Source organism: Pseudomonas sihuiensis, from assembly GCF_900106015.1.
GTDB classification, from domain to species: Bacteria; Pseudomonadota; Gammaproteobacteria; order Pseudomonadales; family Pseudomonadaceae; genus Aquipseudomonas; species Aquipseudomonas sihuiensis.
Genome location: NZ_LT629797.1, coordinates 3,515,830 through 3,535,497, shown reverse-complemented (window position 1 = coordinate 3,535,497; position 19,668 = coordinate 3,515,830). Strand labels below are relative to the sequence as shown.

Below are 19,668 nucleotides of genomic sequence, written 5' to 3'. Positions count from 1 at the left end.
GGATGAAATCCAGGGGCAGCGCTCCCGGATTGCATCCGGGCTACATTGGCACCTGCGACGAACTTCTTTGCCACAGCGCGTAATGCACCTGGCCGGTGTGCTTCTCGCGGTGCAGACGCCAGTTGCCGGGCAGCCCCAGCGTCGAGGGCGCGGTTTCGCTTTCGGTATAGACCCAGGCGTCGTCGCTCAGCCAGCCCTGCGCTTCCAGCAGGTTGCAGGCGTCCTGCAGCAGGTTCTTGTGGAAGGGCGGGTCGAGCAGAACGATATCGAAGCGGCGCGGCGCCGGGCGCGCCAGCAGTTGCAGGGTGTCGCCCAGTTGAATCTCGCCGGCGCTGCACTGCAGCGTTGCCAGGTGGCCGCGCAAGGCGCTCACCGAGGCCGGGTTGAGGTCGCAGGCCAGGCCGCTGGCGGCGCCGCGTGACAGTGCTTCGAGCAGCAGCGCGCCGCTACCGGCGAAGGGGTCGAGCACATGAGCACCCTCGACATAGGGCGCCAGCCAGTTGAACAGCGTCTCGCGCACCCGGTCCGGGGTCGGGCGCAGGCCCGGCCCGTCGGGGAAGGCGAAGCGCCGCGAACGCCACTCGCCACCGATGATGCGCAACTGACCCTGGCCGCCGTGAGCCTTGCCCGCTTCGGGTTTCTGCGGTGTGCGACTGCGCATCAGTGCGGCACCGTGCTGGGTAGCTCGGCCGGGCGCTCAGTGGGCGGTGGCAGTTCCTTCTGCGGCACCGTCGGGCCGGCGGTGACCACCACCAGTGCCTCGGGGTCGAGGTGTTTGGCCATCGCCGCCTTGACCTGCTCGGTGGTGAGGCTCTGCACGTCACGCATGAAGTCGTCCAGATAACTCAGTGGCAGGTCGTAGAAACCCATCGAGGCCAGTTGGCCGACGATGGCAGCGTTGCTCGCGGTGGACAGCGGGAAGCTGCCGGCCAGCTGACGCTTGGCATTATCCAGCTCCTGTTGGGTGGGGCCGTCACGCAGGTAGTCGGCGAGCAGTTGCTTGACCAGCGCCAGGGTGCCTTCGCTCAAGTCAGCTCGGGTCTGCAGGTTGATCATGAACGGGCCACGCGCCTGCATGGCGCTGAATCCGGAGTAGACGCCGTAGGTCAGGCCACGCTTCTCACGCACCTCGCTCATCAGGCGCGTGCCGAAACCGCCGCCGCCGAAGATCTGATTGCCCAGGTACAGCGCAGCATAGTCCGGGTCGCGACGATCAATGCCGAGCTGGGCGATCATCAGGTGGGTCTGGTTGGACGGGTACTCGATATGGCTGGCGCCCGGCTTGGGTGTTTGCGGCTGGGCGATCTGGGGCAGCGCCGGGCCGGGCGGCAGGGCGGCGGAGACCTGATTGGCGATGGCCTCGGCTTCGCTGCGCGACAGATCACCCACCAGCGCGATCACCGCATTGCCAGGCGTGTAGGCGCGGGCATGGAACGCCTGCAACTGCTGGCGGGTGATGGCCGGGATCGACTGCGCCGTGCCTTCGCTCGGGTGAGCGTAGGGGTGCTGGCCGTACAGGCGCTCGAACAATTCGAGGCTGGCCAGTTTGCCCGGGTTCTGTTTCTGGAACTCGAAGCCGGCCAGCAGCTGGTTCTTGATCCGCGCCAGCGAATCGGCGGGGAAGGTGGGTTTGCCCAGCACCTCGGCGAACAGCGCCAGTGCCGGTTCGCGTTGTTCGCGTGCGCTCAGGCTGCGCAGGCTGGCTACGGCCATGTCGCGGTAGGCGCCGTTGCCGAACTCGGCACCGAGGCTCTCGAAACCGGCGGCGATGGCGCCGACGTCCTTACCCGGCACACCTTCGTTGAGCATGGCATTGGTCAGGGTGGCCAGGCCGGGTACGCCGTCGTCCTGGCTGCTGCCGGCGGCGAAGGTCAGGCGCAGGTCGAACATTGGCAGTTCGCGGGCTTCGACGAACAGCACCTTGGCGCCTTGCGCGGTGCTCCAGGTCTGGATATCCAGCGTGCGGCGCGTTGGCGCCTTGCCGTCCAGTGCCGCCAGGGATTGCAGTTTGGCGGCATCGCCCGTGGGGGCCTTGTCAAAGAGGTTGGCGCAGGCGCTCAGCATCAGGGTGCTGGACAGGATCAGGCCGAGCAGGCCCAGGCGGCGGTGCTCAGGCTTCATGGGTGGGACTCCTCATTGCGGGACTCTTCGGGCAGTACGTGGGCGACGCTGAGGCGGTCACGCACGAAGAAGGTGCGGGCGGCCTGCTGGATGTCGGCCGGGGTGACGGCCTCCAGCTCGGCCAGCTCCTGGTCGATCAGTTGCCAGGACAGGCCGACGGTTTCCAGTTGACCGATGCTGGTGGCCTGGCTGGTGATCGAGTCGCGCTCGAACACCAGGCCGGCGATCACCTGGGCGCGTACGCGGGCCAGTTCGGCAGTGGACGGCGGGGCTTTTTTAAGTTCTTCCAGCTCGCGCCAGAGGCCGGCTTCGGCCTGCTCCAGGGTCTTGCCTTTCTGCACGTTGGGCGTGGCCGAGAGAACGAACAGGCTGTCGCCGCGGGTGAAGGCGTTGTACCAGGCGCTGGCGCCGGAAACGAGTTCTTCGCCGCGTTCCAGGCGGGTGGACAGGCGTGCGCTGTAGCCGCCGTCGAGCAGGGCGGCGGCCAGGCGCAGGGCATAGACCTGGCGCGGCGTTTCCGCGGTGGCCAGGCCCGGCACGTTGAAGCCCATGATCAGGCTCGGCAACTGCGTCTTGAGGTACAGCGTGGTGCGGCGTTCGCCCGGCGCGGCCAGCTCCAGCGGCAGTTTGGCGGTCGGCACGTCACCGCGCGGGATGTCGCCGAAGTAGCGCTGCACCTGGCTCTTGACCTCATCCACGCTGACGTCACCGACCACCACCAGGGTGGCGTTGTTTGGTGCGTACCACTTCTGGTGCCAGGCACGCAGGTCATCGATATGCATGCGGTCGAGGTCGGCCATCCAGCCGATGGTGGGGATGCTGTAACCGCTGGCCGGGTAAGCCATGGCCTTGAAGCGCTCGTAGGCCAGCGAAGACGGGCGGTCGTCGGTGCGCAGGCGGCGCTCTTCCTTGATGACTTCGATTTCCTTGGCGAACTCGTCGGCTGGGAGCTTCAGGCTGGCCAGGCGGTCGGCTTCCAGCTCCAGCGCCACGCCCAGGCGGTCGCTGGCCAGCACCTGGTAATAGGCGGTGTAGTCGTCGCTGGTAAAGGCGTTTTCCTCGGCGCCCAGCTCCCGCAGGATGCGCGAGGCTTCGCCGGGGCCGAGCTTGCCGCTGCCCTTGAACATCATGTGTTCCAGTGCGTGCGACAGGCCGGTGGAACCGGGCGTCTCGTAGCTGGAGCCGACCTTGTACCAAAGCTGGCTGACCACCACCGGCGCGCGGTGATCTTCGCGGACGATGACCTTGAGGCCGTTGTCGAGCGTAAATTCATGAGTGGGCTGCGGCGCAGCAGCGAACGCTGCCAGCGGCAGGCAAAGCACCCCCAGAATCAGGCCGAGAGTGCGGCGTGCAGTGACAATCATCAGGTGTCGTCCTGTTTGGATGGCCGAGGCGGTCGAACCGCCGTTGACAAGAGGGCGTCAGGATACCCCATCCACACACGAGGCGCCGCCCGCCGTTCCGACAGCGGCACATGCGCTTAGGTTCTGCGGCACGGCGAATTGCAATCAGTCGATGATCGGCGCGCTGATGGTGCTGACGTTTGCCGAAAGCTCCAGCAACAGGCCATTGACCTGCTCGGCGCTCATGCTGAAGGGGTCGAGGCGGTCGCTGCAGGAATATTTCAGAAACAGTTCTCTGTTGGCCTGCTTGGCGCCTGCCCAGCCCATGCTCCAGTCGGCATAGCGGCGTACGCTGATCTCTTCATAGCTGAGGATCGTCAGATCCTTGTGGCGGTTGTCCTCGGTCAGGCGGTTGTACAACGCATTGATGGCGTTTCGCGGCCCTTCCAGTGCCTGGAGAAAGGTATCGGCGTTGCAGCAGAGGATGCCGGTGAGGCCGCGTGCCGGATTGTTGCGTTGCGAGCTGTCGAGAATCTCGCGGATCAACTGTGAAGAGATGCCATGGCTGGCGCGGCTGGCATAGGTTAGGCGGACAAGCATGCTGGCAACCCCGCAAAGGTTGGCTTGGGAAGAAGTTCGCCGATTGTGCATGGATTTGTACAGCTGTTGTATAGCTTTTTGCTGTCGCCGTCAGAGGCTGTTGCTCTGGTCGTACCCATGACGGCAAGCGCCTGATCAGTGGCAGGCAACTGGCCGGGCGTAACGCTGCGCGGCGGCCCGCTAAAGTGGTAAAGTCTCGGGCTGTTTCGTACAGCGCAAGCCCTTTGCAGTGCCCGTGCGGGCGGTTGCCCCGGGCCGTGCCTGGCAAGCGAATTTTTCCGGATGCGCCTGCGGCACCCGCTGCCTGCAATGGCTGCTCGCCCCTTTGAGAAGACCCATGTTTGGTTCCAAAGACGACAAGAACTCACCGGCCGTGACCGACCCCCAAGCCCAGCCCGTGAGCGAAGAAAAGAAATCCCTGTTCAGCTGGTGGCGCAAGAAACCGGCAGAGACGACTGCCGAGCCTGCTCAGCCCGCGCCCGTTGAGCAACCTGCTGCTCAGGCGCCTGTCGAGCCGCCGCCCGCGCCCGAAGCCGTAGCAACGGTCGCGGTGGAAGTGGCTGAAGTCGCGCCCGCTCCGTCAGCGCCGCCTGAGCCGCACGTCGTTGCACCGCCGATTGTTGCTGCTGCTGTGCAGCCGCAGCCGGTCGTGCCCGAACCTGTCGTCGAGGCAGCACCCGTGGCGGCAGTACCGGCTCCCGTCGCTGCAGCGGCCACGCAGGAAAAGCCAAGCTTCTTCGCCCGCCTCAAGCAGGGCCTGTCCAAGACCAGCGCCAGTCTCGGCGAAGGGATGGCCAGCCTGTTCCTCGGCAAGAAGGTCATCGACGATGACTTGCTCGACGACCTGGAAACCCGTCTGCTCACTGCTGACGTCGGCGTCGAAGCGACCACCACCATCATCGGTAACCTGACCAAGCGCGTGGCGCGCAAGGAACTGGCCGACAGCGGCGCCCTGTACAAGGCGCTGCAGGAGGAGCTGGTGACCCTGCTCAAGCCGGTCGAGCAGCCGCTGGTCATCGACACTGCCAAACAGCCTTACGTGATTCTCGTCGTCGGGGTGAACGGCGTGGGCAAGACCACCACCATCGGCAAGCTGGCCAAGAAACTCCAGCTCGAAGGCAAGAAGGTCATGCTCGCCGCGGGCGACACCTTCCGCGCCGCTGCGGTGGAGCAACTGCAGGTGTGGGGTGAGCGCAACAACATCGCGGTCATCGCCCAGCACACCGGTGCCGACTCGGCCTCGGTGATCTTCGATGCGGTACAGGCGGCCAAGTCGCGTGGTATCGATGTGCTGATCGCCGATACCGCCGGGCGCCTGCACACCAAAGACAACCTGATGGAAGAGCTGAAGAAGGTGCGCCGGGTGATCGGTAAGCTGGATGACACCGCGCCGCACGAAGTGCTGCTGGTGCTCGATGCCGGCACCGGGCAGAACGCCATCAGCCAGGCCAAGCAGTTCAACCAGACGGTCAATCTCACCGGCCTGGCGCTGACCAAACTCGATGGCACCGCCAAGGGCGGCGTCATCTTCGCCCTGGCCAAGCAGTTCGGCCTGCCGATTCGCTACATTGGCGTGGGTGAAGGTATCGATGATCTGCGTCCGTTCCAGGCGCAGGCTTTCGTCCAGGCACTCTTCGAGGAGCGTGAGCGCGGATGATCCGATTCGAGCAGGTCGCCAAGCGTTACCCCAATGGCCATGTCGGGCTGCATGAGCTGACTTTCCGCGTTCGCCCCGGCGAATTTCTCTTCGTCACCGGTCACTCCGGTGCCGGCAAGAGCACGCTGTTGCGCCTGCTGCTGGCGATGGAACGGCCCACCAGCGGCAAGCTGCTGCTGGCCGGGCAGGACCTGTCGACCATCACCAATGCGCAGATTCCCTTCCTGCGCCGGCAGATCGGTGTGGTGTTCCAGAACCACCAGTTGCTGTTCGACCGCACTGTGTACGACAACGTTGCCCTGCCGCTGCAGATTCTCGGCCTGTCCAAGCCTGAGATCGCCAAGCGCGTCGGCGCGGCGCTGGAGCGCGTCAGTCTCAGCGACAAGGCCGCGCAGGCGCCGGGGGATCTGTCCACCGGTCAGCAGCAGCGCGTCGGTATCGCCCGCGCTATTGTCCACCGGCCGGCCCTGCTGCTGGCGGACGAGCCCACCGGTAACCTCGACCCGCGCCTCGCTGCCGAGATCATGGGCGTGTTCGAGGACATCAACCAGCTGGGTACCACGGTGCTGATCGCCAGCCACGACCTGGCGCTGATCGCGCGCATGCGCCAGCGCATGCTCACCCTGCAACGCGGTCGCCTGATCGGTGACGGGGAGGCTGCCTGATGAGCGCATCGAAGATGCCCACCCCGCAACCGGCCGAACGGGTCGGCGCCGCGCCGCGCAACAAGGTGGTGGACGGCCCGGCCGACGAGCCCGATTTCCGCACGCTGTTCCATGCCTGGCTGGAAAGTCACCGCGCCAGCCTGGTGGACAGCCTGCGTCGCCTGGCGCGCCAGCCCATCGGCAGCTTCTTCACCTGCTGGGTGATGGCCGTGGCGCTGAGCCTGCCCATGGGCCTGTCGCTGCTGCTGGACAACGTCGAGAAGCTCGGCGGCTCCTGGCAGCGCGCGGCGCAGATTTCCCTGTTCCTCGATATGTCGGCCAGCGAGCGTGAAGGCCAGTCGCTGCGCGAGCAGATTGCGGCGATGGATGATGTGGCCGATGCCGAGTGGATCAGCCGTGAGCAGGCGCTGGAAGAGTTCCAGCAGCTCTCCGGCCTGGGCCAGGCGCTCAAGGAACTGCCGGAGAACCCGCTGCCGGGCGTGGTCCTGGTCACGCCGAAGGAAGTCGACAAGGCCAAGCTCGAAGCCCTGCGCCAGCGTCTGGCAGAGCTGCCCAAGGTGGAGCAGGCGCAGCTCGATCTGGTCTGGGTCGAGCGTCTGACTGCCATCCTAAAACTGGGCGATCGCTTCGTCTTCGGCCTCAGCCTGCTGCTGATCCTGGCGCTGCTGCTGGTGATCGGCAACACCATCCGCCTGCACATCGAGAATCGCCGCGCCGAGATCGAGGTGATCAAGCTGGTAGGTGGAACCGATGGCTACGTGCGACGTCCCTTCCTTTATATGGGCGCGTTGTACGGTTTCGGCGCAGGCATCTTCGCCTGGTTGCTGCTGGCCTTCGGGCTGGATTGGCTGAACGATGCCGTAGTACGTTTGGCCGGACTTTACGGTAGCGATTTCGCCCTGGGTGGCGTACCTTCGTCCGACGGTTTTTCGCTGCTGCTTGGCGCCGTGCTGTTGGGCTATATTGGCGCATGGCTGGCAGTGGCGCGTCATCTGAACGAACTGGCGCCCCGTTGAGGCGCCTTTCGGCAAGGCTGAACGCCAGCTGACAAGTCATTGTTTTGGTTGATATTGACTATCTGACAGGGAACTTATCCACAGGCTCTTGATCAGATAGCGCAGTGCTACACTGCACGAGTTTCGTGAATCGGAGGATTCGAATGTCCACTTCCTTGCAACCTGTTCATGCCCTTGTTCCAGGCGCCAACCTGGAAGCTTACGTGCATGCGGTCAACAGCATCCCGCTGCTGACGCCCGAGCAGGAGCGTGAACTGGCCGAAAATCTCTACTACCAGCAGGACCTCGAGGCCGCCCGCCAGATGGTGCTGGCCCACCTGCGTTTCGTGGTGCATATCGCCCGCAGCTACTCCGGTTATGGTCTGGCCCAGGCCGACCTGATCCAGGAAGGCAACGTCGGCCTGATGAAGGCGGTCAAGCGCTTCAACCCGGAAATGGGCGTGCGTCTGGTTTCCTTCGCGGTGCACTGGATTCGTGCCGAAATCCACGAGTTCATCCTGAAGAACTGGCGCATCGTCAAGGTGGCCACCACCAAGGCGCAGCGCAAGCTGTTCTTCAACCTGCGCAGCCAGAAGAAGCGTCTGGCCTGGCTGAACAACGATGAAGTCACCGCGGTAGCCGAAAGCCTGGGCGTCGAGCCGCACGAAGTGCGCGAGATGGAAAGTCGCCTGACCGGCCAGGACATGGCCTTCGACCCGGCAGCCGATGCCGACGACGACAGCGCCTTCCAGTCGCCCGCGCATTACCTGGAAGATCACCGCTACGACCCGGCTCGCCAGCTCGAGGATGCCGATTGGAGCGACAGCTCCAGCAGCAACCTGCACGAAGCGCTGGAAAGCCTGGACGAGCGTAGCCGCGACATCCTCTACCAGCGCTGGCTGGCCGAAGAGAAGGCGACGCTGCACGACCTGGCTGCCAAGTACAACGTCTCGGCCGAGCGTATCCGCCAGCTCGAGAAGAACGCGATGAACAAGCTCAAGGGCTGTATCGCCGCCTGAGTCTGCCGCAACCCGAAAAGCCGCACCCTGGTGCGGCTTTTTGCTGTCTGGAGCAACCGCCTTGAACAAAAACCCGCTGAAAGCGCAGCACTGGCTGATATTCGCGATCGTTGCCGTGCTGTTCTTCGCCTGGGGCGCCTGGTTGATGCGCAGCAGCGAGGTTCAGCCGGTGGCCAACCTGCAGCAGTGGCGCGATGCGCTGTTGCAGCCGCTGGCCGAAGATGGGCTGACGCTGCGTGATGTGCAGGCGCTGGCGCCAGGCGAGCTGTGGCTGGCTCCGCGCCTGGACGGCGCACGGCTTTTCTATCGTGCGTCGTTCGACGGGGAAGAGGGCGACTGGTTGCTCGAGGCGGAGGTGGCGCTGGATCAGGACCAGCGCGATAGCCTGATGGCAGCGCAGGGGCTGCGTCCGGGGGATACGCAGCGGGTGGTGGGGGAATTATTGGCGGTGCAGCTGGCGGACTTCGCCATACGCGCGCTGAGCCTGAAACCGCTGGACAGCCTGGCTGCCGAGCGCCTGGCAGCGAGTCTGGGGCCGCCGCGCCTGACCTTGGAACTGGCCGAGGGCCAGGCTTGGGTCTATCCGCAATGGGGGCTGACGGTACACCTGCAGGGCGACGAAATCGCGCTACTGCATGCCGTGCCTAAACGGGTATTCGCTCCACGTCCGTAGGGCGCTGCGTGGTCCATGTTCGCTCAGGCGGCGTCACTTTCTGTGCGCACGGCGCACCCTACATCGGTCGGTCGCCTGCGCGAGGTGATTCTGCCCGTAGGGTGCGCCGCGCGCACCGACTAAAGTGGCTTCACCCGGCGGATCCTACAGCCAGCGCGGCCACCAATCGGGGCGCTGCGGCTTGAGTTGATTGAGGTAGTGACTGCCACCCAGCTGCGTCATCTGCTGACGAATCCAGGCGGCGCGGCGATTGACGTAGGCGTCCGGCCGGCCGGCGCTCCAGCGCAGCGGGTTGGGTAGCACCGCAGCCAGCTGGCTGGCCTGCTGACGATTCAGATAGGGCGCGCCGACGCCAAAATGGTGTTGTGCGGCGGCTTCGGCGCCAAAGATGCCATCGCCCCATTCAACGCTGTTGAGATAGACCTCGAGGATGCGCTCCTTCGACCAGAGCAGCTCGATCAGCGCGGTGAACCAGGCTTCCAGCCCCTTGCGCAGCCAGCTGCGCCCGGACCAGAGAAACAGGTTCTTGGCCACCTGCTGACTAAGGGTGCTGGCGCCCCTCAGCGAACCGCCGCTCTGGTTGTGCGCCAGCGCCGCCTGAATCGCGCCGACATCGAACCCCCAGTGCTCGGCGAATTTCTGGTCTTCAGCGGCGATCACCGCCATCTTCAGGTGATCCGGCAGCTCGTTCCATGGACGCCACTGACGCTTCAGTTCAATGGGCTGTTCGCTGCCCCAGGATTCGATCTTGCGCTCGATCATCAGCGCCGTGCCGGGTGGCGGCACCCAGCGCAGGGCAAGCACCAGCAGCGCGCTGGCCAGGATCAGCCAGAGCAGCAGTTTCAGCAGGCGGCGGGTAAGGGCTCGGAGCATGGGGTCTCGCATCGATCGGATGTGGCGCTATTAAAACAAAAAATCACCGAGAGCGATTTTTGACGTCAGCGCTGTAGTCGGCTCGCTAGGGTTGCCGCCAAGGATGGCAGGCAACAAAAAATTGCCGGGAGCAATTTTTGACGTCGCTTTGCGACGGCCCGAAGGGTTGCCGCCATGGATGGCAAGCAACAAAAAAGCGCTGAGGAAATTCCCGCCTGATACCTGGGTGTGACAATAACGCCCCATTCGCCTTCGGCCTCAATGGTTAAACTGCGTTCAGGTCCATCTCATCAGGAGTTTCCATGGCCCGTCTCTGGCTACTGTTGTCCGCGTTCGCCGGCTTCACCGGTGTTGCCCTGGGGGCTTTCGCCGCCCACGGCCTGAAGCAAAGGCTGACTCCCGAATATCTGGCGGTTTTCCAGACCGGTACGCATTACCAGTTGATTCATGCGCTGGCATTGTTCGGCGTCGGTCTGCTGGCGCTGCAGATGCCGGGACGGCTGGTGAACCTGGCAGGTGGCGCTTTCGCCCTGGGGATCCTGCTGTTTTCCGGCAGCCTCTACCTGCTGACCCTCAGCGGTATCGGCAAGCTGGGCATCATTACTCCGTTCGGCGGTGTCGCCTTCCTGATTGGCTGGCTGTGCCTGGGTTTGGCGGCCTGGAGACTGGCCTGACCCTGGCGTCAGAAATGAGGACGAATGGCGCCTTTTAGCCTTGGTCGTGGCCAGTTAACGGGCTAGAATGCCGGCCCTCTTCCCAGTTGTGACCGAGTCGTCATGCGTATCCAGTTGAATGGTGAACCCTTCGAACTGCCGGATAATCAGAGCGTCGCCGACCTGTTGGTTCGCCTCGATCTGACCGGGCGCCGTGTGGCGGTCGAACTCAATCAGGACATCGTTCCACGCAGCCAGCACGACAGCACCCAGCTCGCCGAAGGCGATCAGGTGGAAGTGGTGCACGCCATCGGCGGCGGTTGACCTCACGAGGAGTTTTCCATGAGCCAAGTTCGCAGCGACAAGCCCTTCACCCTGGCCGGTCGTACGTTCCAGTCGCGCCTGCTGGTCGGTACCGGCAAGTACAAGGATATGGACGAAACCCGTGACGCCATCGCCGCCTCCGGCGCCGAGATCGTCACCGTGGCGGTGCGCCGTACCAACATCGGCCAGAACCCCGGTGAGCCGAACCTGCTCGACGTGATCAGCCCGGACAAATACACCATTCTGCCCAACACTGCCGGTTGCTACGATGCGGTCGAGGCCGTGCGCACCTGCCGCCTGGCCCGCGAACTGCTCGATGGGCACAACCTGGTCAAGCTGGAAGTGCTGGCTGACCAGAAAACCCTGTTCCCCAACGTCATCGAGACCATCAAGGCCGCCGAAGTGCTGGTCAAGGACGGTTTCGACGTGATGGTTTACACCAGCGACGACCCGATCATCGCCCGTCAGCTGGCCGAGATCGGCTGCATCGCGGTGATGCCGCTGGCCGGCCTGATCGGCTCCGGCCTGGGCATCTGTAACCCCTACAACCTGCGCATCATCCTCGAAGAGTCGAAGGTGCCGGTGTTGGTTGATGCCGGCATGGGCACTGCCTCCGACGCCACCATCGCCATGGAACTGGGCTGCGAGGCCGTGCTGATGAACAGCGCCATTGCCGAAGCGCAGAATCCGGTGCTCATGGCCCGTGCCATGCAGCATGCTGTCGAGGCCGGGCGCCTGGCCTACCTGGCCGGTCGCATGCCGAAGAAACTCTATGCCAGCGCCTCGTCGCCGCTGACTGGCCTGATCAATTAAGGATGACGATTTGCTGCGTGCCGGTCCGACGGCGAGCCAAGTCGTAACGCAATCTACAAGAGCCCAGCATGACCGATACCCAGCAGCCCGAACTGACCGAAGACGGTCGCCAGCGCCGTACCATCAAGAGCTTCGTGATGCGCGCCGGACGCATGACCGAAGGCCAGCAGCGTGGCATCGACAAGGGCTGGCCGCTGTTCGGCCTGGAGCTGGAAGATGGCCTGCGCGACTTCGACCAGGTGTTCGGTCGCAGCGCGCCGCGTACCTTCGAGATCGGCTTCGGCATGGGCCATTCCACTCTGGAGATGGCTGCTGCAGCACCCGGGCAGGATTTCATCGGTGTCGAGGTGCACAAGCCTGGCGTCGGTGCGTTGTTGAGCGGCGCGATGGTGCAGAACCTGAGCAATATTCGCGTGTACAGCTGCGATGCGCTGGAAGTGCTGCGCGACTGCGTGGCCGATGCCAGCCTCGATCGCGTGCTGCTGTTCTTCCCCGATCCCTGGCACAAGTCGCGTCACCACAAGCGCCGTATCGTCCAGCCGGCTTTCGCCGAGCTGGTGCGCAGCAAGCTGAAGGTCGGCGGCGTTCTGCACATGGCCACCGACTGGGAAAATTACGCCGAGCACATGCTCGAGGTGATGAATGCAGCGCCGGGCTATCGCAACCTGGCGGCCGATGGCACCTACGTGCCGCGCCCCGAGGAGCGCCCGGTGACCAAGTTTGAGCGTCGTGGCGAGCGTCTCGGCCATGGCGTGTGGGATCTGAAGTTCCAGCGTCAGGAATGATTCACCCAGCGATCCCTGTCGTCAGGGATCGCAAACGTTCCATCAGAACCGGCAGGATGCACGATTAGATCGGGATAACCCGACAGCCAGGACGGCGCCTCACCGCAAACACAACAAAGACAAGCGCACCTACAAGGGGCGCGGACAATAGCGGCACCGCTTGCAGGGCGCCGCGAGGAGAGCATTGTGTTGAGATCGGTTTCCCTTTTTCTGCTGACTGCCCTGGCGTTTCAGGCCCAGGCCAAGGTCGATGCCAGCCAGGCCGCGCGCCTGGGTCAGGACCTGACGCCGCTTGGCGGCGAGCGTGCCGGTAATGCCAGCGGCACTATCCCTGCCTGGACGGGCGGCCAGGCTACGCCGCCGGCCAACTACCAGCCGGGCATGCATCACCCTGATCCCTTCGCTGACGACAAACTGCTGTACCGGGTCGACAGCCAGAACCTGGCGCAGTACGAACAACAGCTGCCGGTCGGCCTCAAGACCCTGCTGCAGCAAAACCCCAGCTTCTATTTGCGCGTGTTCCCGACCCGTCGCAGTGCAGCCGCGCCGCAACGCATCTACGACGCGACGCGTTTCAACGCACTGAATGCCGAGCTGATTTCCGGTGGTAATGGCGTTCAGGGAGCAGCTTCCGGCGTACCCTTCCCGCTGCCGGCGAACGGCCAGGAGGCGATCTGGAACCACGTCATGCGTTACCGTGGCGACCAGATCAGCATGGTCACCAATCAGGCGGCGGTGCTCAGCAACGGTAGTTACAACCTGCTCAAGCTCGAGCGCGACATCTACTTCGTCTACGGTCGTGACGGCGTCGCCCCGCAGGATCTGGACAACACCCTGTTCCACTACAAGTACAAGGTCGTGGCCCCGGCCAAGCTGGCCGGATCGGCGCTGGTGGTGCAGGAAACCCTCGACCAGGTGCTGGCGATCCGCAAGGCCTGGCGCTTCAACCGTGGCGAGCGCCGCGTCCGCCGTCTGCCGATGCTGGCCTACGACACCCTGCAGCCGGACACCAACGGCATGGCCACCGCCGACCAGGTGGACTCCTACAATGGCGCGCCGGATCGCTACGAGTGGCAGTTGTTGGGCAAGCGCGAGATGCTGGTGCCCTACAACAGCTATGCCGTGCACCAGCGCGGCATTCCCTATGCCGATATCCTGCAGGCCAAGCACGTCAACCCCGAGCTGTTGCGTTACGAGCTGCACCGCGTCTGGGTGGTCGAGGCGGATCTGCGTACCGGCTTCAGCCATCCCTACGGCAAACGCCGCTTCTATCTGGATGAGGACAGCTGGCAGATCCTCGCCGTCGACCTGTATGACCGCAATGGCAACCTGATCGGTCTGCAGGAAGCCCACCCGATCAGCTACTACGACGTGCCGATGTTCGGCTCGACCCTGGAGACCATTTACGACCTCAAGGGTGGCCGCTACTTCGCTGACGGCCTGGATAACAACGAGAAGATGTACGACTTCAACGCCCGACTGAGCCCGCGCGACTTCACCCCGCAGGCGCTGCGCCGCGAAGGTAACTGAACCGTCCTCACTGGCGCGACCAGCGCATCGTCAGCTCCGGCTGGCCGGTGTGCGGGTCGCGCGTCTCGTCCAGCGTCACGAACCCGCCTGCCCGGTAGAAGGCCACTGCCCGGGTGTTGGCGCGGTAGACGCCGAGTTCCAGGCGGTTGCGCCTGCGTTTGGCTTCGTCCAGTAGCTGACTACCCAGACCGCGGCCTTGTGCGTCCGGGCTGACGAACAGCGCAGCCAGGCGCTGTCCATGCAGCGATGCGAAGCCGAGCACTCGACCCTGTTCCTCCAGCACCAGGGTTTCGGCCTGCGGCAGATAAAGCTCGCGCATGGCGGGTAACTGCTCGTACCAGAACGTCTCCGGCACGAAGTCGTGGGCCAGAATGGAAGCTCTCAGCCAGAGGTCGAGTAGCGCGTCGCTGTCTGTGGGATGGTAGGGGCGAATCATGATGAAATCCTGTTCGAGGAGAGGGACATCCATGGAGGTTCGGTTACATATCTTCGGGGCATCCGGTTCGGGCACCGGCACGCTGGCCCGCACGCTGGCCGAGCGCAACGGCTGGCTGCATCTGGATACCGACGACTTCTACTGGCTGCCGAGCGAGCCGCCCTATCTGCACAAGCGGCCGCCCGAGGAGCGTGTCAGGCTGATCCGCGAGCGTAGCGCTCAGGCGCCCAGCTGGGTGCTCAGTGGTTCGCTGTGCAGCTGGGGCGAGGCGTTGATCCCGTCGTTCAGCCATGCCCTGTTCTTGCGCCTGGACGACCGGGAGCGCATGCGCCGACTGCGGCAGCGTGAAGCGCAGCGCTACGCTGAACGCATTCTGCCAGGAGGTGACATGCACGGGCAGAGCCTGGCTTTCCTGCAATGGGCCGCCGGCTACGAGCAGGGGGACCTGCACACACGCAGCCTGCTTATGCACGAAACCTGGATGGCCCGCCATCTGGGCTGCCCGCTGCTGCGGCTGGACTCCACCCGGCACACGCCCGAACAATTGGCTGAGCGCGTGCTGAGCTGGCTGCAGTCCTGAGCGAGGTGCTCAGTAGATCCAACGCCGTAGGTAAGTCACCCCTCTAGCTCAGTGCTTTTAAGCGATTTTGCACGTTTTCGGCTTCACGTTTCCCGTCGTGCGGTCGCTTATTACCTGCGTGTGCCCGTCAGGACCAGCCAGGTTCCCGGGCAACCCATAACCGCTTCCAGATCCCGGTGATAACGCTCTGCGAGGGGCTCGTTCTTCCGCGCTGCGTCGCTTGCTCATGGATCTGGCTTTCAACGACAGGTGTCTGCTCGAGCCTGACATCGATGGAGTCCTGTGCATGAATATCAAGGATTGGCCGCTGCGCCTGAAAATCACCCTGACGGCGGCGGCGCTGTTATCACTGGTCAGCATTGTGCTGATCTGGCAGAGCGTTTCTTCCCTGGACCGGACCGTCAATGACACCCTGCGGCGGGATATCGATGGCTTCGCCCAGTCGATATCGGTCAACCTGGGCAACTGGATGCACGACCGCATCAACGCCGTGAAGACTACTGCGGGCAGCCTGGTGCAGCAGCCGCAGATCGCCCCACACATTCTGCTGCAGCAGACCTGGGCGACCTTCGCCTTCAATATCACCTACATCGGCACCGTCGACGGACAGATGCTGCAGAATGACCCGACGGTGATCCTGCAGAACTACGATCCGCGCCAGCGCGGCTGGTATCAGGGCGCCGAGAAGAACAACGATGTGTTCATCAGCGACCCTTACGTATCGCTCACCGATGGCGCCTACGTGGTGACCATCGCCTACCCGGCACGCCGTAACGGCACGCTGATTGGCGTGGTCGGCGCCAACCTGACGCTCGATACGTTGACCGAGACCATCGGCAAGTTGAGCATCCCTGGCGAAGGCTACGCGCTGTTGATCGACCAGAGCGGGCAGATGATCGCGCACCCCGACAAGGAGTGGCGCACCAAGTCGGCCGCCGACTTTTCGCCAGCGCTGGCTGACGAGCAGCTCAAGGCCCTGGTGCAGCAGCGTCGTCTCACTCAGGCTGAGGTGGCGGGCACCGATAGCCTGCTGTACGCCGTCGAGATCCCCAATACCCGGTGGACTTTCGTGATGGTCATGGATGAGGCAAAAGTACTCGCGCCGGTGCGTAAGCAGCTCGCTGTGCAGTTGATCATCGGTATCGGCATGCTGGCCGTCGCCATTCTGGTGCTGGCTCTGCTGGGCCGTGTGCTGTTCCGTGATCTCGAGCAGATCCGTCACAACCTCAACGCCATCGCCGAAGGCAATGGTGACCTGACCCAGCGCCTGCCGGTCAACTCCAATGACGAGATTGGCCAGCTATCGAGCAGCTTCAACCGCTTCATCGAGCAACTGCACGGCATCATCTCCCGTCTGCGCGAGGTTGCCGTGGCGCTGAGCAACGAGTCCGGACAGGTCGCGCAGGATGCTGAAGCGCAGAACCAGCACGTGCAGCAGCACCAGTCCGAGCTGCACCTGGTGGCCACTGCGGTGACGCAGATGGCTTCCGCCACACAGGAAATCTCGCACAATGCCGAGACCGCCTCCGGCCAGGCCGTGGATTCGGTCAGCCTGAGTGTGGAAGGGCGCCGCCAGGTGGAGCGCAGCCAGCAGTCCATCGCCCTGCTGGCTGAAGAAGTCGAAGGGGCCGGGCGCATCATCGATGAATTGCACCGCCACTCCAACGAGATCAGCTCGATTCTCTCCACCATCGCCAGTATCGCTGACCAGACCAACCTGCTGGCCCTAAACGCGGCCATCGAGGCGGCGCGTGCCGGCGAGCACGGTCGTGGTTTTTCGGTGGTGGCCGATGAGGTGCGCGTGCTGTCCAAGCGCACCCATGAGTCCACCCGCGAGATCGAGGCGATGATCCAGGTGCTGCAGGACGCCACTCGCCAGGCCGTCGGGGTGATGGACAACGCGGCTGCCAAGGCTTCGCAGAGTGTGACTGATGCCCAGGCGGCCAGTGACCTGTTGCAGCAGATCACCGATGCGGTCGGGCAGATCAACGACATGGCTGCGCAGATCGCCTCGGCGGCGGAAGAGCAGGCCTGTGTCACCGTGGAGGTCAACCGCAACACCGAGAACATCCGCGCCATGGGCGATCAGATGTCGCAGAGCAGCCATGCCGCCTCGGCAGCTGCCTCCAACCTGCAGGCGCTAGGCCGGCAGATCGGTAGCGAAGTGTCCAAGTTCGTGCTGTAGAAACAGCGGTTCGCCCCTCGCCGTAGGAGCGGCTTCAGCCGCGAAAGCCAATGTCCATGGCTGACACCGCTCCTACAAGGGAAATCAGTTCTTCTTGCCGCAACTGCAATGGCGCTCCGCGGTCACCCTAGTTCCTGTCGGCCAATATGCCGATCACCACGAAGATCAGGATCAGCACCGGCGCCAGTGTGTAGTTGTTGAAGTGCGCCAGGCCCTTGGCCAGCCAGGGTGTGAGGAAGACGATCGCCAGGCCGTAGCCGACCGCGCAGAACACCACGAACAGCAGAGTACGCAGGACGAAATTGAGGTTGCCGATGGTGCGTTGAACCCAGGCGTTGATGGCTGGGCCGAACAGCACCAGCAGGGTGGCCATGATGGCCAGGGAGATATCGCCGAGGTGGCTGCGGCTCCAGCGCGAGAGGGTGACGATCAGGTCCAGTAGCAGATCCATTCAGGCTCCTTGGCAGGCGTAACGGTCAGCGCAGCGGCATCAGGGCTGCGCGAGCGAAGCGCCTAAGCCTAACGGATTGTCGTGGCGCTGTGGGTGAACTAGGCCAGGAACTGCTGCAGCAGATCATTGAGAAACAGCTGGCCCTTGGCCGTGGCGACCAGTCGAGTTTCATCGGCTTGCAGCAGGCCCTGGCGTTCGGCTTCGCGGCGCGCCTGTTCGAGTTGCTGCAACGGCAGGCCGGTGCGCTGGCTGAACAGCTCGGCTGGCGAGCCTTCGGTCAGGCGCAGCACGTTCATCAGAAATTCGAAGGGCAACTCGTCGGCTGCCAGCAGGCGTTCGCCGGCCTGGAATGCCTTGGCCGGGTCGAGGTAGTCCTTCGGCAGGCGGGTTTTCCAGGTGCGCTGGATGCGCCCTGCGGGGGTGCTCAGCTTGGCGTGGGCGCCAGCACCGATGCCGAGAAAGTCGCCGAAGGTCCAGTAGTTGAGGTTGTGCCGCGCCTGTTTGCCGGGCTGGGCGTAGGCGGACACCTCGTACTGCGCGTAGCCCTCGGCGGCGAGCAGCGCCTGGCCGGCTTCCTGAATGTCCCACAGCAGATCGTCCTCGGGCAGCTCGGGCGGCTGGCTCCAGAACACCGTGTTCGGCTCCATGGTCAGCTGGTACCAGGACAGGTGCGTGGGGGCCTGGGCGATGGCGGTGCGCAGGTCGAACAGGGCGTCTTCGATGCTCTGCTGCGGCAGGCCGTGCATCAGATCGAGGTTGAAGTTGTCGAAGCCGGCAGCACGCGCCATATCGGCGGCACGGATGGCTTCGTCGCCATTGTGGATGCGCCCCAGCGCCTTGAGCTTGGCTTCTTGGAAACTCTGCACGCCGATGGACAGACGGTTGATGCCGAGGCTTCGGTAGCCCTTGAACTTGGCCTGCTCGAAGGTGCCGGGGTTGGCTTCTAGGGTGATCTCGATGTCTGGCGCGAAGGCGATGCGCCGCTCGACGCCTTCCAGCAGACGGCCCAGGGCGCGGTCGGAGAACAGACTGGGCGTGCCGCCGCCGAAGAAAATCGAGCTCAGTGGCCGGTCATGGGCGTGCTGAACGTCGATATCGAGGTCGGCGAGCAGCGCGTCGACGTATTCCTCTTCAGGCAGCGTCGGCCCGGCAGCATGGGAGTTGAAGTCGCAGTAAGGGCATTTGCGCACGCACCACGGGATGTGGATATAGAGCGCGAGGGGCGGGAGCAGGAAACTCCCGCCAGAGGTGTCGCTCATGCCAGCCCCAGGCGCTGCTTGAGCAGGGCCATGGCGCGGGCGCGGTGGCTAAGGCGATTCTTCTGCTCGGCGGGCAGCTCGGCACTGGAGCAGCTGGTTTCCGGCACCCAGAACAGCGGGTCGTAGCCGAAGCCTTGCTCGCCACGGGCTTCGTGCAGGATGCTGCCGTGCCACAGGCCTTCACAGAGGATCGGTAGCGGATCGTCGGCGTGCCTCACCAGGGCCAGGGCGCAGACGAACTGGGCGCCGCGCTCGGCGTCCGGCACGTCTTTCAGGGCAGCGAGCAGCTTGGCGTTGTTCGCTGCGTCGCCCTGGCCATCGGCATAGCGCGCCGAGTAGATGCCGGGCGCGCCGCCGAGGAAATCTACCGCCAGACCGGAGTCGTCTGCCAGCGCCGGCAGGCCGGAGATGCGCGCGGCGTTGCGTGCTTTGAGGATGGCATTCTCGACGAACGACAGGCCGGTCTCTTCCGGCTCGACGCTGGAGAACTCGCCGATCGAGCGCACGCGTACTGCATCGCCAAGCATGGCCTGCAACTCTTTGAGCTTGCCGGCGTTATGGCTGGCCAGTACCAGTTCCTTGAGGTCGATCATGCGGATATTGCCTGTCAGTTGAACGTTGAATTACAGAACCTGTAGGAGCGGCGCCCCGCCGCGAACCAGGACGGCAGCGCCCTGAAAGCTTCGCCCTGGGGCGGGGCTCCTAC

At 64.2% G+C, this 19,668-nt stretch carries 21 protein-coding genes and 1 pseudogene; 13 read left to right on the top strand and 9 right to left on the bottom strand.

The features are described 5' to 3' along the window. Positions 1-40 precede the first annotated feature (40 nt). The 4 genes from rsmD to BLT86_RS16700 form a co-directional block, all read right to left on the bottom strand. Positions 41-661: a 16S rRNA (guanine(966)-N(2))-methyltransferase RsmD gene (gene rsmD / locus BLT86_RS16715; protein ID WP_092378264.1), complete on the bottom strand. Its 621-nt coding sequence runs from the start codon at positions 659-661 to the stop codon at positions 41-43. After that, the gene (locus BLT86_RS16710; protein WP_092378261.1) at positions 661-2,121 is read right to left on the bottom strand and encodes a M16 family metallopeptidase; all 1,461 of its coding nucleotides are present in this window, start codon (positions 2,119-2,121) and stop codon (positions 661-663) included. Before BLT86_RS16710 ends, rsmD begins: the two co-directional genes overlap by 1 nt. Continuing rightward, positions 2,118-3,485, bottom strand: coding sequence for a M16 family metallopeptidase (locus tag BLT86_RS16705; RefSeq protein WP_092378258.1), 1,368 nt, complete (start codon positions 3,483-3,485; stop codon positions 2,118-2,120). Before BLT86_RS16705 ends, BLT86_RS16710 begins: the two co-directional genes overlap by 4 nt. Positions 3,486-3,629: 144 nt before the next feature. Then, positions 3,630-4,064, bottom strand: coding sequence for a BLUF domain-containing protein (locus tag BLT86_RS16700; RefSeq protein ID WP_092378255.1), 435 nt, complete (start codon positions 4,062-4,064; stop codon positions 3,630-3,632). Between the two features lie 337 nt (positions 4,065-4,401). Between BLT86_RS16700 and ftsY the strand changes: the two genes are divergently transcribed. The 5 genes from ftsY to BLT86_RS16675 all read left to right on the top strand — a co-directional run bounded on the left by ftsY (position 4,402) and on the right by BLT86_RS16675 (position 9,073). After that, positions 4,402-5,721: a signal recognition particle-docking protein FtsY gene (gene ftsY, locus BLT86_RS16695; RefSeq protein WP_092378252.1), complete on the top strand. Its 1,320-nt coding sequence runs from the start codon at positions 4,402-4,404 to the stop codon at positions 5,719-5,721. Then, positions 5,718-6,386 carry a cell division ATP-binding protein FtsE gene (ftsE, locus tag BLT86_RS16690; RefSeq protein WP_013717545.1) on the top strand — a complete coding sequence of 223 codons (669 nt, stop codon included), beginning with the start codon at positions 5,718-5,720 and terminating at the stop codon, positions 6,384-6,386. The genes ftsY and ftsE overlap by 4 nt, the downstream gene beginning before the upstream one ends. After that, positions 6,386-7,402, top strand: coding sequence for a permease-like cell division protein FtsX (gene ftsX / locus BLT86_RS16685; RefSeq protein ID WP_090429439.1), 1,017 nt, complete (start codon positions 6,386-6,388; stop codon positions 7,400-7,402). The genes ftsE and ftsX overlap by 1 nt, the downstream gene beginning before the upstream one ends. 143 nt (positions 7,403-7,545) lie before the next feature. After that, positions 7,546-8,400, top strand: coding sequence for an RNA polymerase sigma factor RpoH (gene rpoH, locus BLT86_RS16680; protein ID WP_024309858.1), 855 nt, complete (start codon positions 7,546-7,548; stop codon positions 8,398-8,400). 61 nt (positions 8,401-8,461) lie between these two features. Further along, positions 8,462-9,073: a hypothetical protein gene (locus BLT86_RS16675; RefSeq protein ID WP_092378249.1), complete on the top strand. Its 612-nt coding sequence runs from the start codon at positions 8,462-8,464 to the stop codon at positions 9,071-9,073. 144 nt (positions 9,074-9,217) lie between these two features. Here the strand turns inward: BLT86_RS16675 and mtgA are convergent, their stop codons facing one another. Continuing rightward, positions 9,218-9,946, bottom strand: a complete 729-nt coding sequence (gene mtgA, locus BLT86_RS16670) for a monofunctional biosynthetic peptidoglycan transglycosylase (RefSeq protein WP_074679998.1) — start codon at positions 9,944-9,946, stop codon at positions 9,218-9,220. Between the two features lie 302 nt (positions 9,947-10,248). On the opposite strand from mtgA, the gene BLT86_RS16665 reads away from it, so the two are divergent. From BLT86_RS16665 to BLT86_RS16645, 5 genes are all read left to right on the top strand, one after another. Next, positions 10,249-10,620: a DUF423 domain-containing protein gene (locus BLT86_RS16665; RefSeq protein ID WP_074679995.1), complete on the top strand. Its 372-nt coding sequence runs from the start codon at positions 10,249-10,251 to the stop codon at positions 10,618-10,620. Between the two features lie 102 nt (positions 10,621-10,722). Continuing rightward, the gene (gene thiS / locus BLT86_RS16660; RefSeq protein ID WP_061240208.1) at positions 10,723-10,923 is read left to right on the top strand and encodes a sulfur carrier protein ThiS; all 201 of its coding nucleotides are present in this window, start codon (positions 10,723-10,725) and stop codon (positions 10,921-10,923) included. Positions 10,924-10,941: 18 nt separating this feature from the next. Further along, on the top strand, positions 10,942-11,736 hold the full coding sequence (locus tag BLT86_RS16655) for a thiazole synthase (protein WP_092378245.1): 795 nt from the start codon (positions 10,942-10,944) through the stop codon (positions 11,734-11,736). 68 nt (positions 11,737-11,804) lie between these two features. Then, entirely contained in the window at positions 11,805-12,521 is a 717-nt protein-coding gene (trmB, locus tag BLT86_RS16650; RefSeq protein ID WP_074679993.1) for a tRNA (guanosine(46)-N7)-methyltransferase TrmB, read from the top strand. 186 nt (positions 12,522-12,707) lie between these two features. Beyond that, positions 12,708-14,051: a DUF1329 domain-containing protein gene (locus BLT86_RS16645; protein WP_092378242.1), complete on the top strand. Its 1,344-nt coding sequence runs from the start codon at positions 12,708-12,710 to the stop codon at positions 14,049-14,051. Positions 14,052-14,058: 7 nt separating this feature from the next. Here the strand turns inward: BLT86_RS16645 and BLT86_RS16640 are convergent, their stop codons facing one another. Continuing rightward, a complete protein-coding gene (locus BLT86_RS16640) occupies positions 14,059-14,520 on the bottom strand; it encodes an N-acetyltransferase (protein ID WP_092378239.1) in 462 nt (153 codons plus the stop codon). On the opposite strand from BLT86_RS16640, the gene BLT86_RS16635 reads away from it, so the two are divergent. The 3 genes and pseudogenes from BLT86_RS16635 (at position 14,519) to BLT86_RS26460 (ending at position 17,252) form a co-directional block, all read left to right on the top strand. After that, positions 14,519-15,067 carry a P-loop NTPase family protein gene (locus BLT86_RS16635; protein ID WP_092378236.1) on the top strand — a complete coding sequence of 183 codons (549 nt, stop codon included), beginning with the start codon at positions 14,519-14,521 and terminating at the stop codon, positions 15,065-15,067. The two genes, BLT86_RS16640 and BLT86_RS16635, sit on opposite strands and share 2 nt — an antisense overlap. Before the next feature lie 226 nt (positions 15,068-15,293). Continuing rightward, a pseudogene (locus BLT86_RS26465) lies at positions 15,294-16,394 on the top strand (HAMP domain-containing protein); the annotation flags it as partial. 153 nt (positions 16,395-16,547) lie between these two features. After that, positions 16,548-17,252 (top strand): methyl-accepting chemotaxis protein, encoded by a 705-nt coding sequence (locus BLT86_RS26460; protein WP_370605167.1) that lies wholly within the window; start codon positions 16,548-16,550, stop codon positions 17,250-17,252. A gap of 127 nt (positions 17,253-17,379) precedes the next feature. On the opposite strand, the gene BLT86_RS16625 is transcribed toward BLT86_RS26460, so the two are convergent. From BLT86_RS16625 to rdgB, 3 genes are all read right to left on the bottom strand, one after another. Next, positions 17,380-17,703 carry a DUF3392 domain-containing protein gene (locus tag BLT86_RS16625; protein ID WP_017675845.1) on the bottom strand — a complete coding sequence of 108 codons (324 nt, stop codon included), beginning with the start codon at positions 17,701-17,703 and terminating at the stop codon, positions 17,380-17,382. 98 nt (positions 17,704-17,801) lie between these two features. After that, complete coding sequence (hemW, locus tag BLT86_RS16620) at positions 17,802-18,962, bottom strand: radical SAM family heme chaperone HemW (protein ID WP_092378229.1); 1,161 nt, start codon at positions 18,960-18,962, stop codon at positions 17,802-17,804. Beyond that, the gene (rdgB, locus tag BLT86_RS16615) at positions 18,959-19,555 is read right to left on the bottom strand and encodes an RdgB/HAM1 family non-canonical purine NTP pyrophosphatase (protein WP_017675843.1); all 597 of its coding nucleotides are present in this window, start codon (positions 19,553-19,555) and stop codon (positions 18,959-18,961) included. Before rdgB ends, hemW begins: the two co-directional genes overlap by 4 nt. Between the last annotated feature and the right edge of the window lie 113 nt (positions 19,556-19,668).

Bases quoted from the DNA above. Each gene is read 5' to 3' on its own strand.
- BLT86_RS16625 (WP_017675845.1), bottom strand. From the start codon at position 17,703: ATGGATCTGCTACTGGACCTGATCGTCACCCTCTCGCGCTGGAGCCGC.
- BLT86_RS26460 (WP_370605167.1), top strand. From the start codon at position 16,548: ATGGCTTCCGCCACACAGGAAATCTCGCACAATGCCGAGACCGCCTCC.
- BLT86_RS16640 (WP_092378239.1), bottom strand. From the start codon at position 14,520: ATGGATGTCCCTCTCCTCGAACAGGATTTCATCATGATTCGCCCCTAC.
- ftsX (WP_090429439.1), top strand. From the start codon at position 6,386: ATGAGCGCATCGAAGATGCCCACCCCGCAACCGGCCGAACGGGTCGGC.
- rsmD (WP_092378264.1), bottom strand. From the start codon at position 661: ATGCGCAGTCGCACACCGCAGAAACCCGAAGCGGGCAAGGCTCACGGC.
- BLT86_RS16665 (WP_074679995.1), top strand. From the start codon at position 10,249: ATGGCCCGTCTCTGGCTACTGTTGTCCGCGTTCGCCGGCTTCACCGGT.
- ftsE (WP_013717545.1), top strand. From the start codon at position 5,718: ATGATCCGATTCGAGCAGGTCGCCAAGCGTTACCCCAATGGCCATGTC.
- rpoH (WP_024309858.1), top strand. From the start codon at position 7,546: ATGTCCACTTCCTTGCAACCTGTTCATGCCCTTGTTCCAGGCGCCAAC.
- BLT86_RS16700 (WP_092378255.1), bottom strand. From the start codon at position 4,064: ATGCTTGTCCGCCTAACCTATGCCAGCCGCGCCAGCCATGGCATCTCT.
- thiS (WP_061240208.1), top strand. From the start codon at position 10,723: ATGCGTATCCAGTTGAATGGTGAACCCTTCGAACTGCCGGATAATCAG.
- hemW (WP_092378229.1), bottom strand. From the start codon at position 18,962: ATGAGCGACACCTCTGGCGGGAGTTTCCTGCTCCCGCCCCTCGCGCTC.
- BLT86_RS16705 (WP_092378258.1), bottom strand. From the start codon at position 3,485: ATGATTGTCACTGCACGCCGCACTCTCGGCCTGATTCTGGGGGTGCTT.
- trmB (WP_074679993.1), top strand. From the start codon at position 11,805: ATGACCGATACCCAGCAGCCCGAACTGACCGAAGACGGTCGCCAGCGC.
- BLT86_RS16655 (WP_092378245.1), top strand. From the start codon at position 10,942: ATGAGCCAAGTTCGCAGCGACAAGCCCTTCACCCTGGCCGGTCGTACG.
- BLT86_RS16710 (WP_092378261.1), bottom strand. From the start codon at position 2,121: ATGAAGCCTGAGCACCGCCGCCTGGGCCTGCTCGGCCTGATCCTGTCC.
- mtgA (WP_074679998.1), bottom strand. From the start codon at position 9,946: ATGCTCCGAGCCCTTACCCGCCGCCTGCTGAAACTGCTGCTCTGGCTG.
- BLT86_RS16635 (WP_092378236.1), top strand. From the start codon at position 14,519: ATGGAGGTTCGGTTACATATCTTCGGGGCATCCGGTTCGGGCACCGGC.
- rdgB (WP_017675843.1), bottom strand. From the start codon at position 19,555: ATGATCGACCTCAAGGAACTGGTACTGGCCAGCCATAACGCCGGCAAG.
- ftsY (WP_092378252.1), top strand. From the start codon at position 4,402: ATGTTTGGTTCCAAAGACGACAAGAACTCACCGGCCGTGACCGACCCC.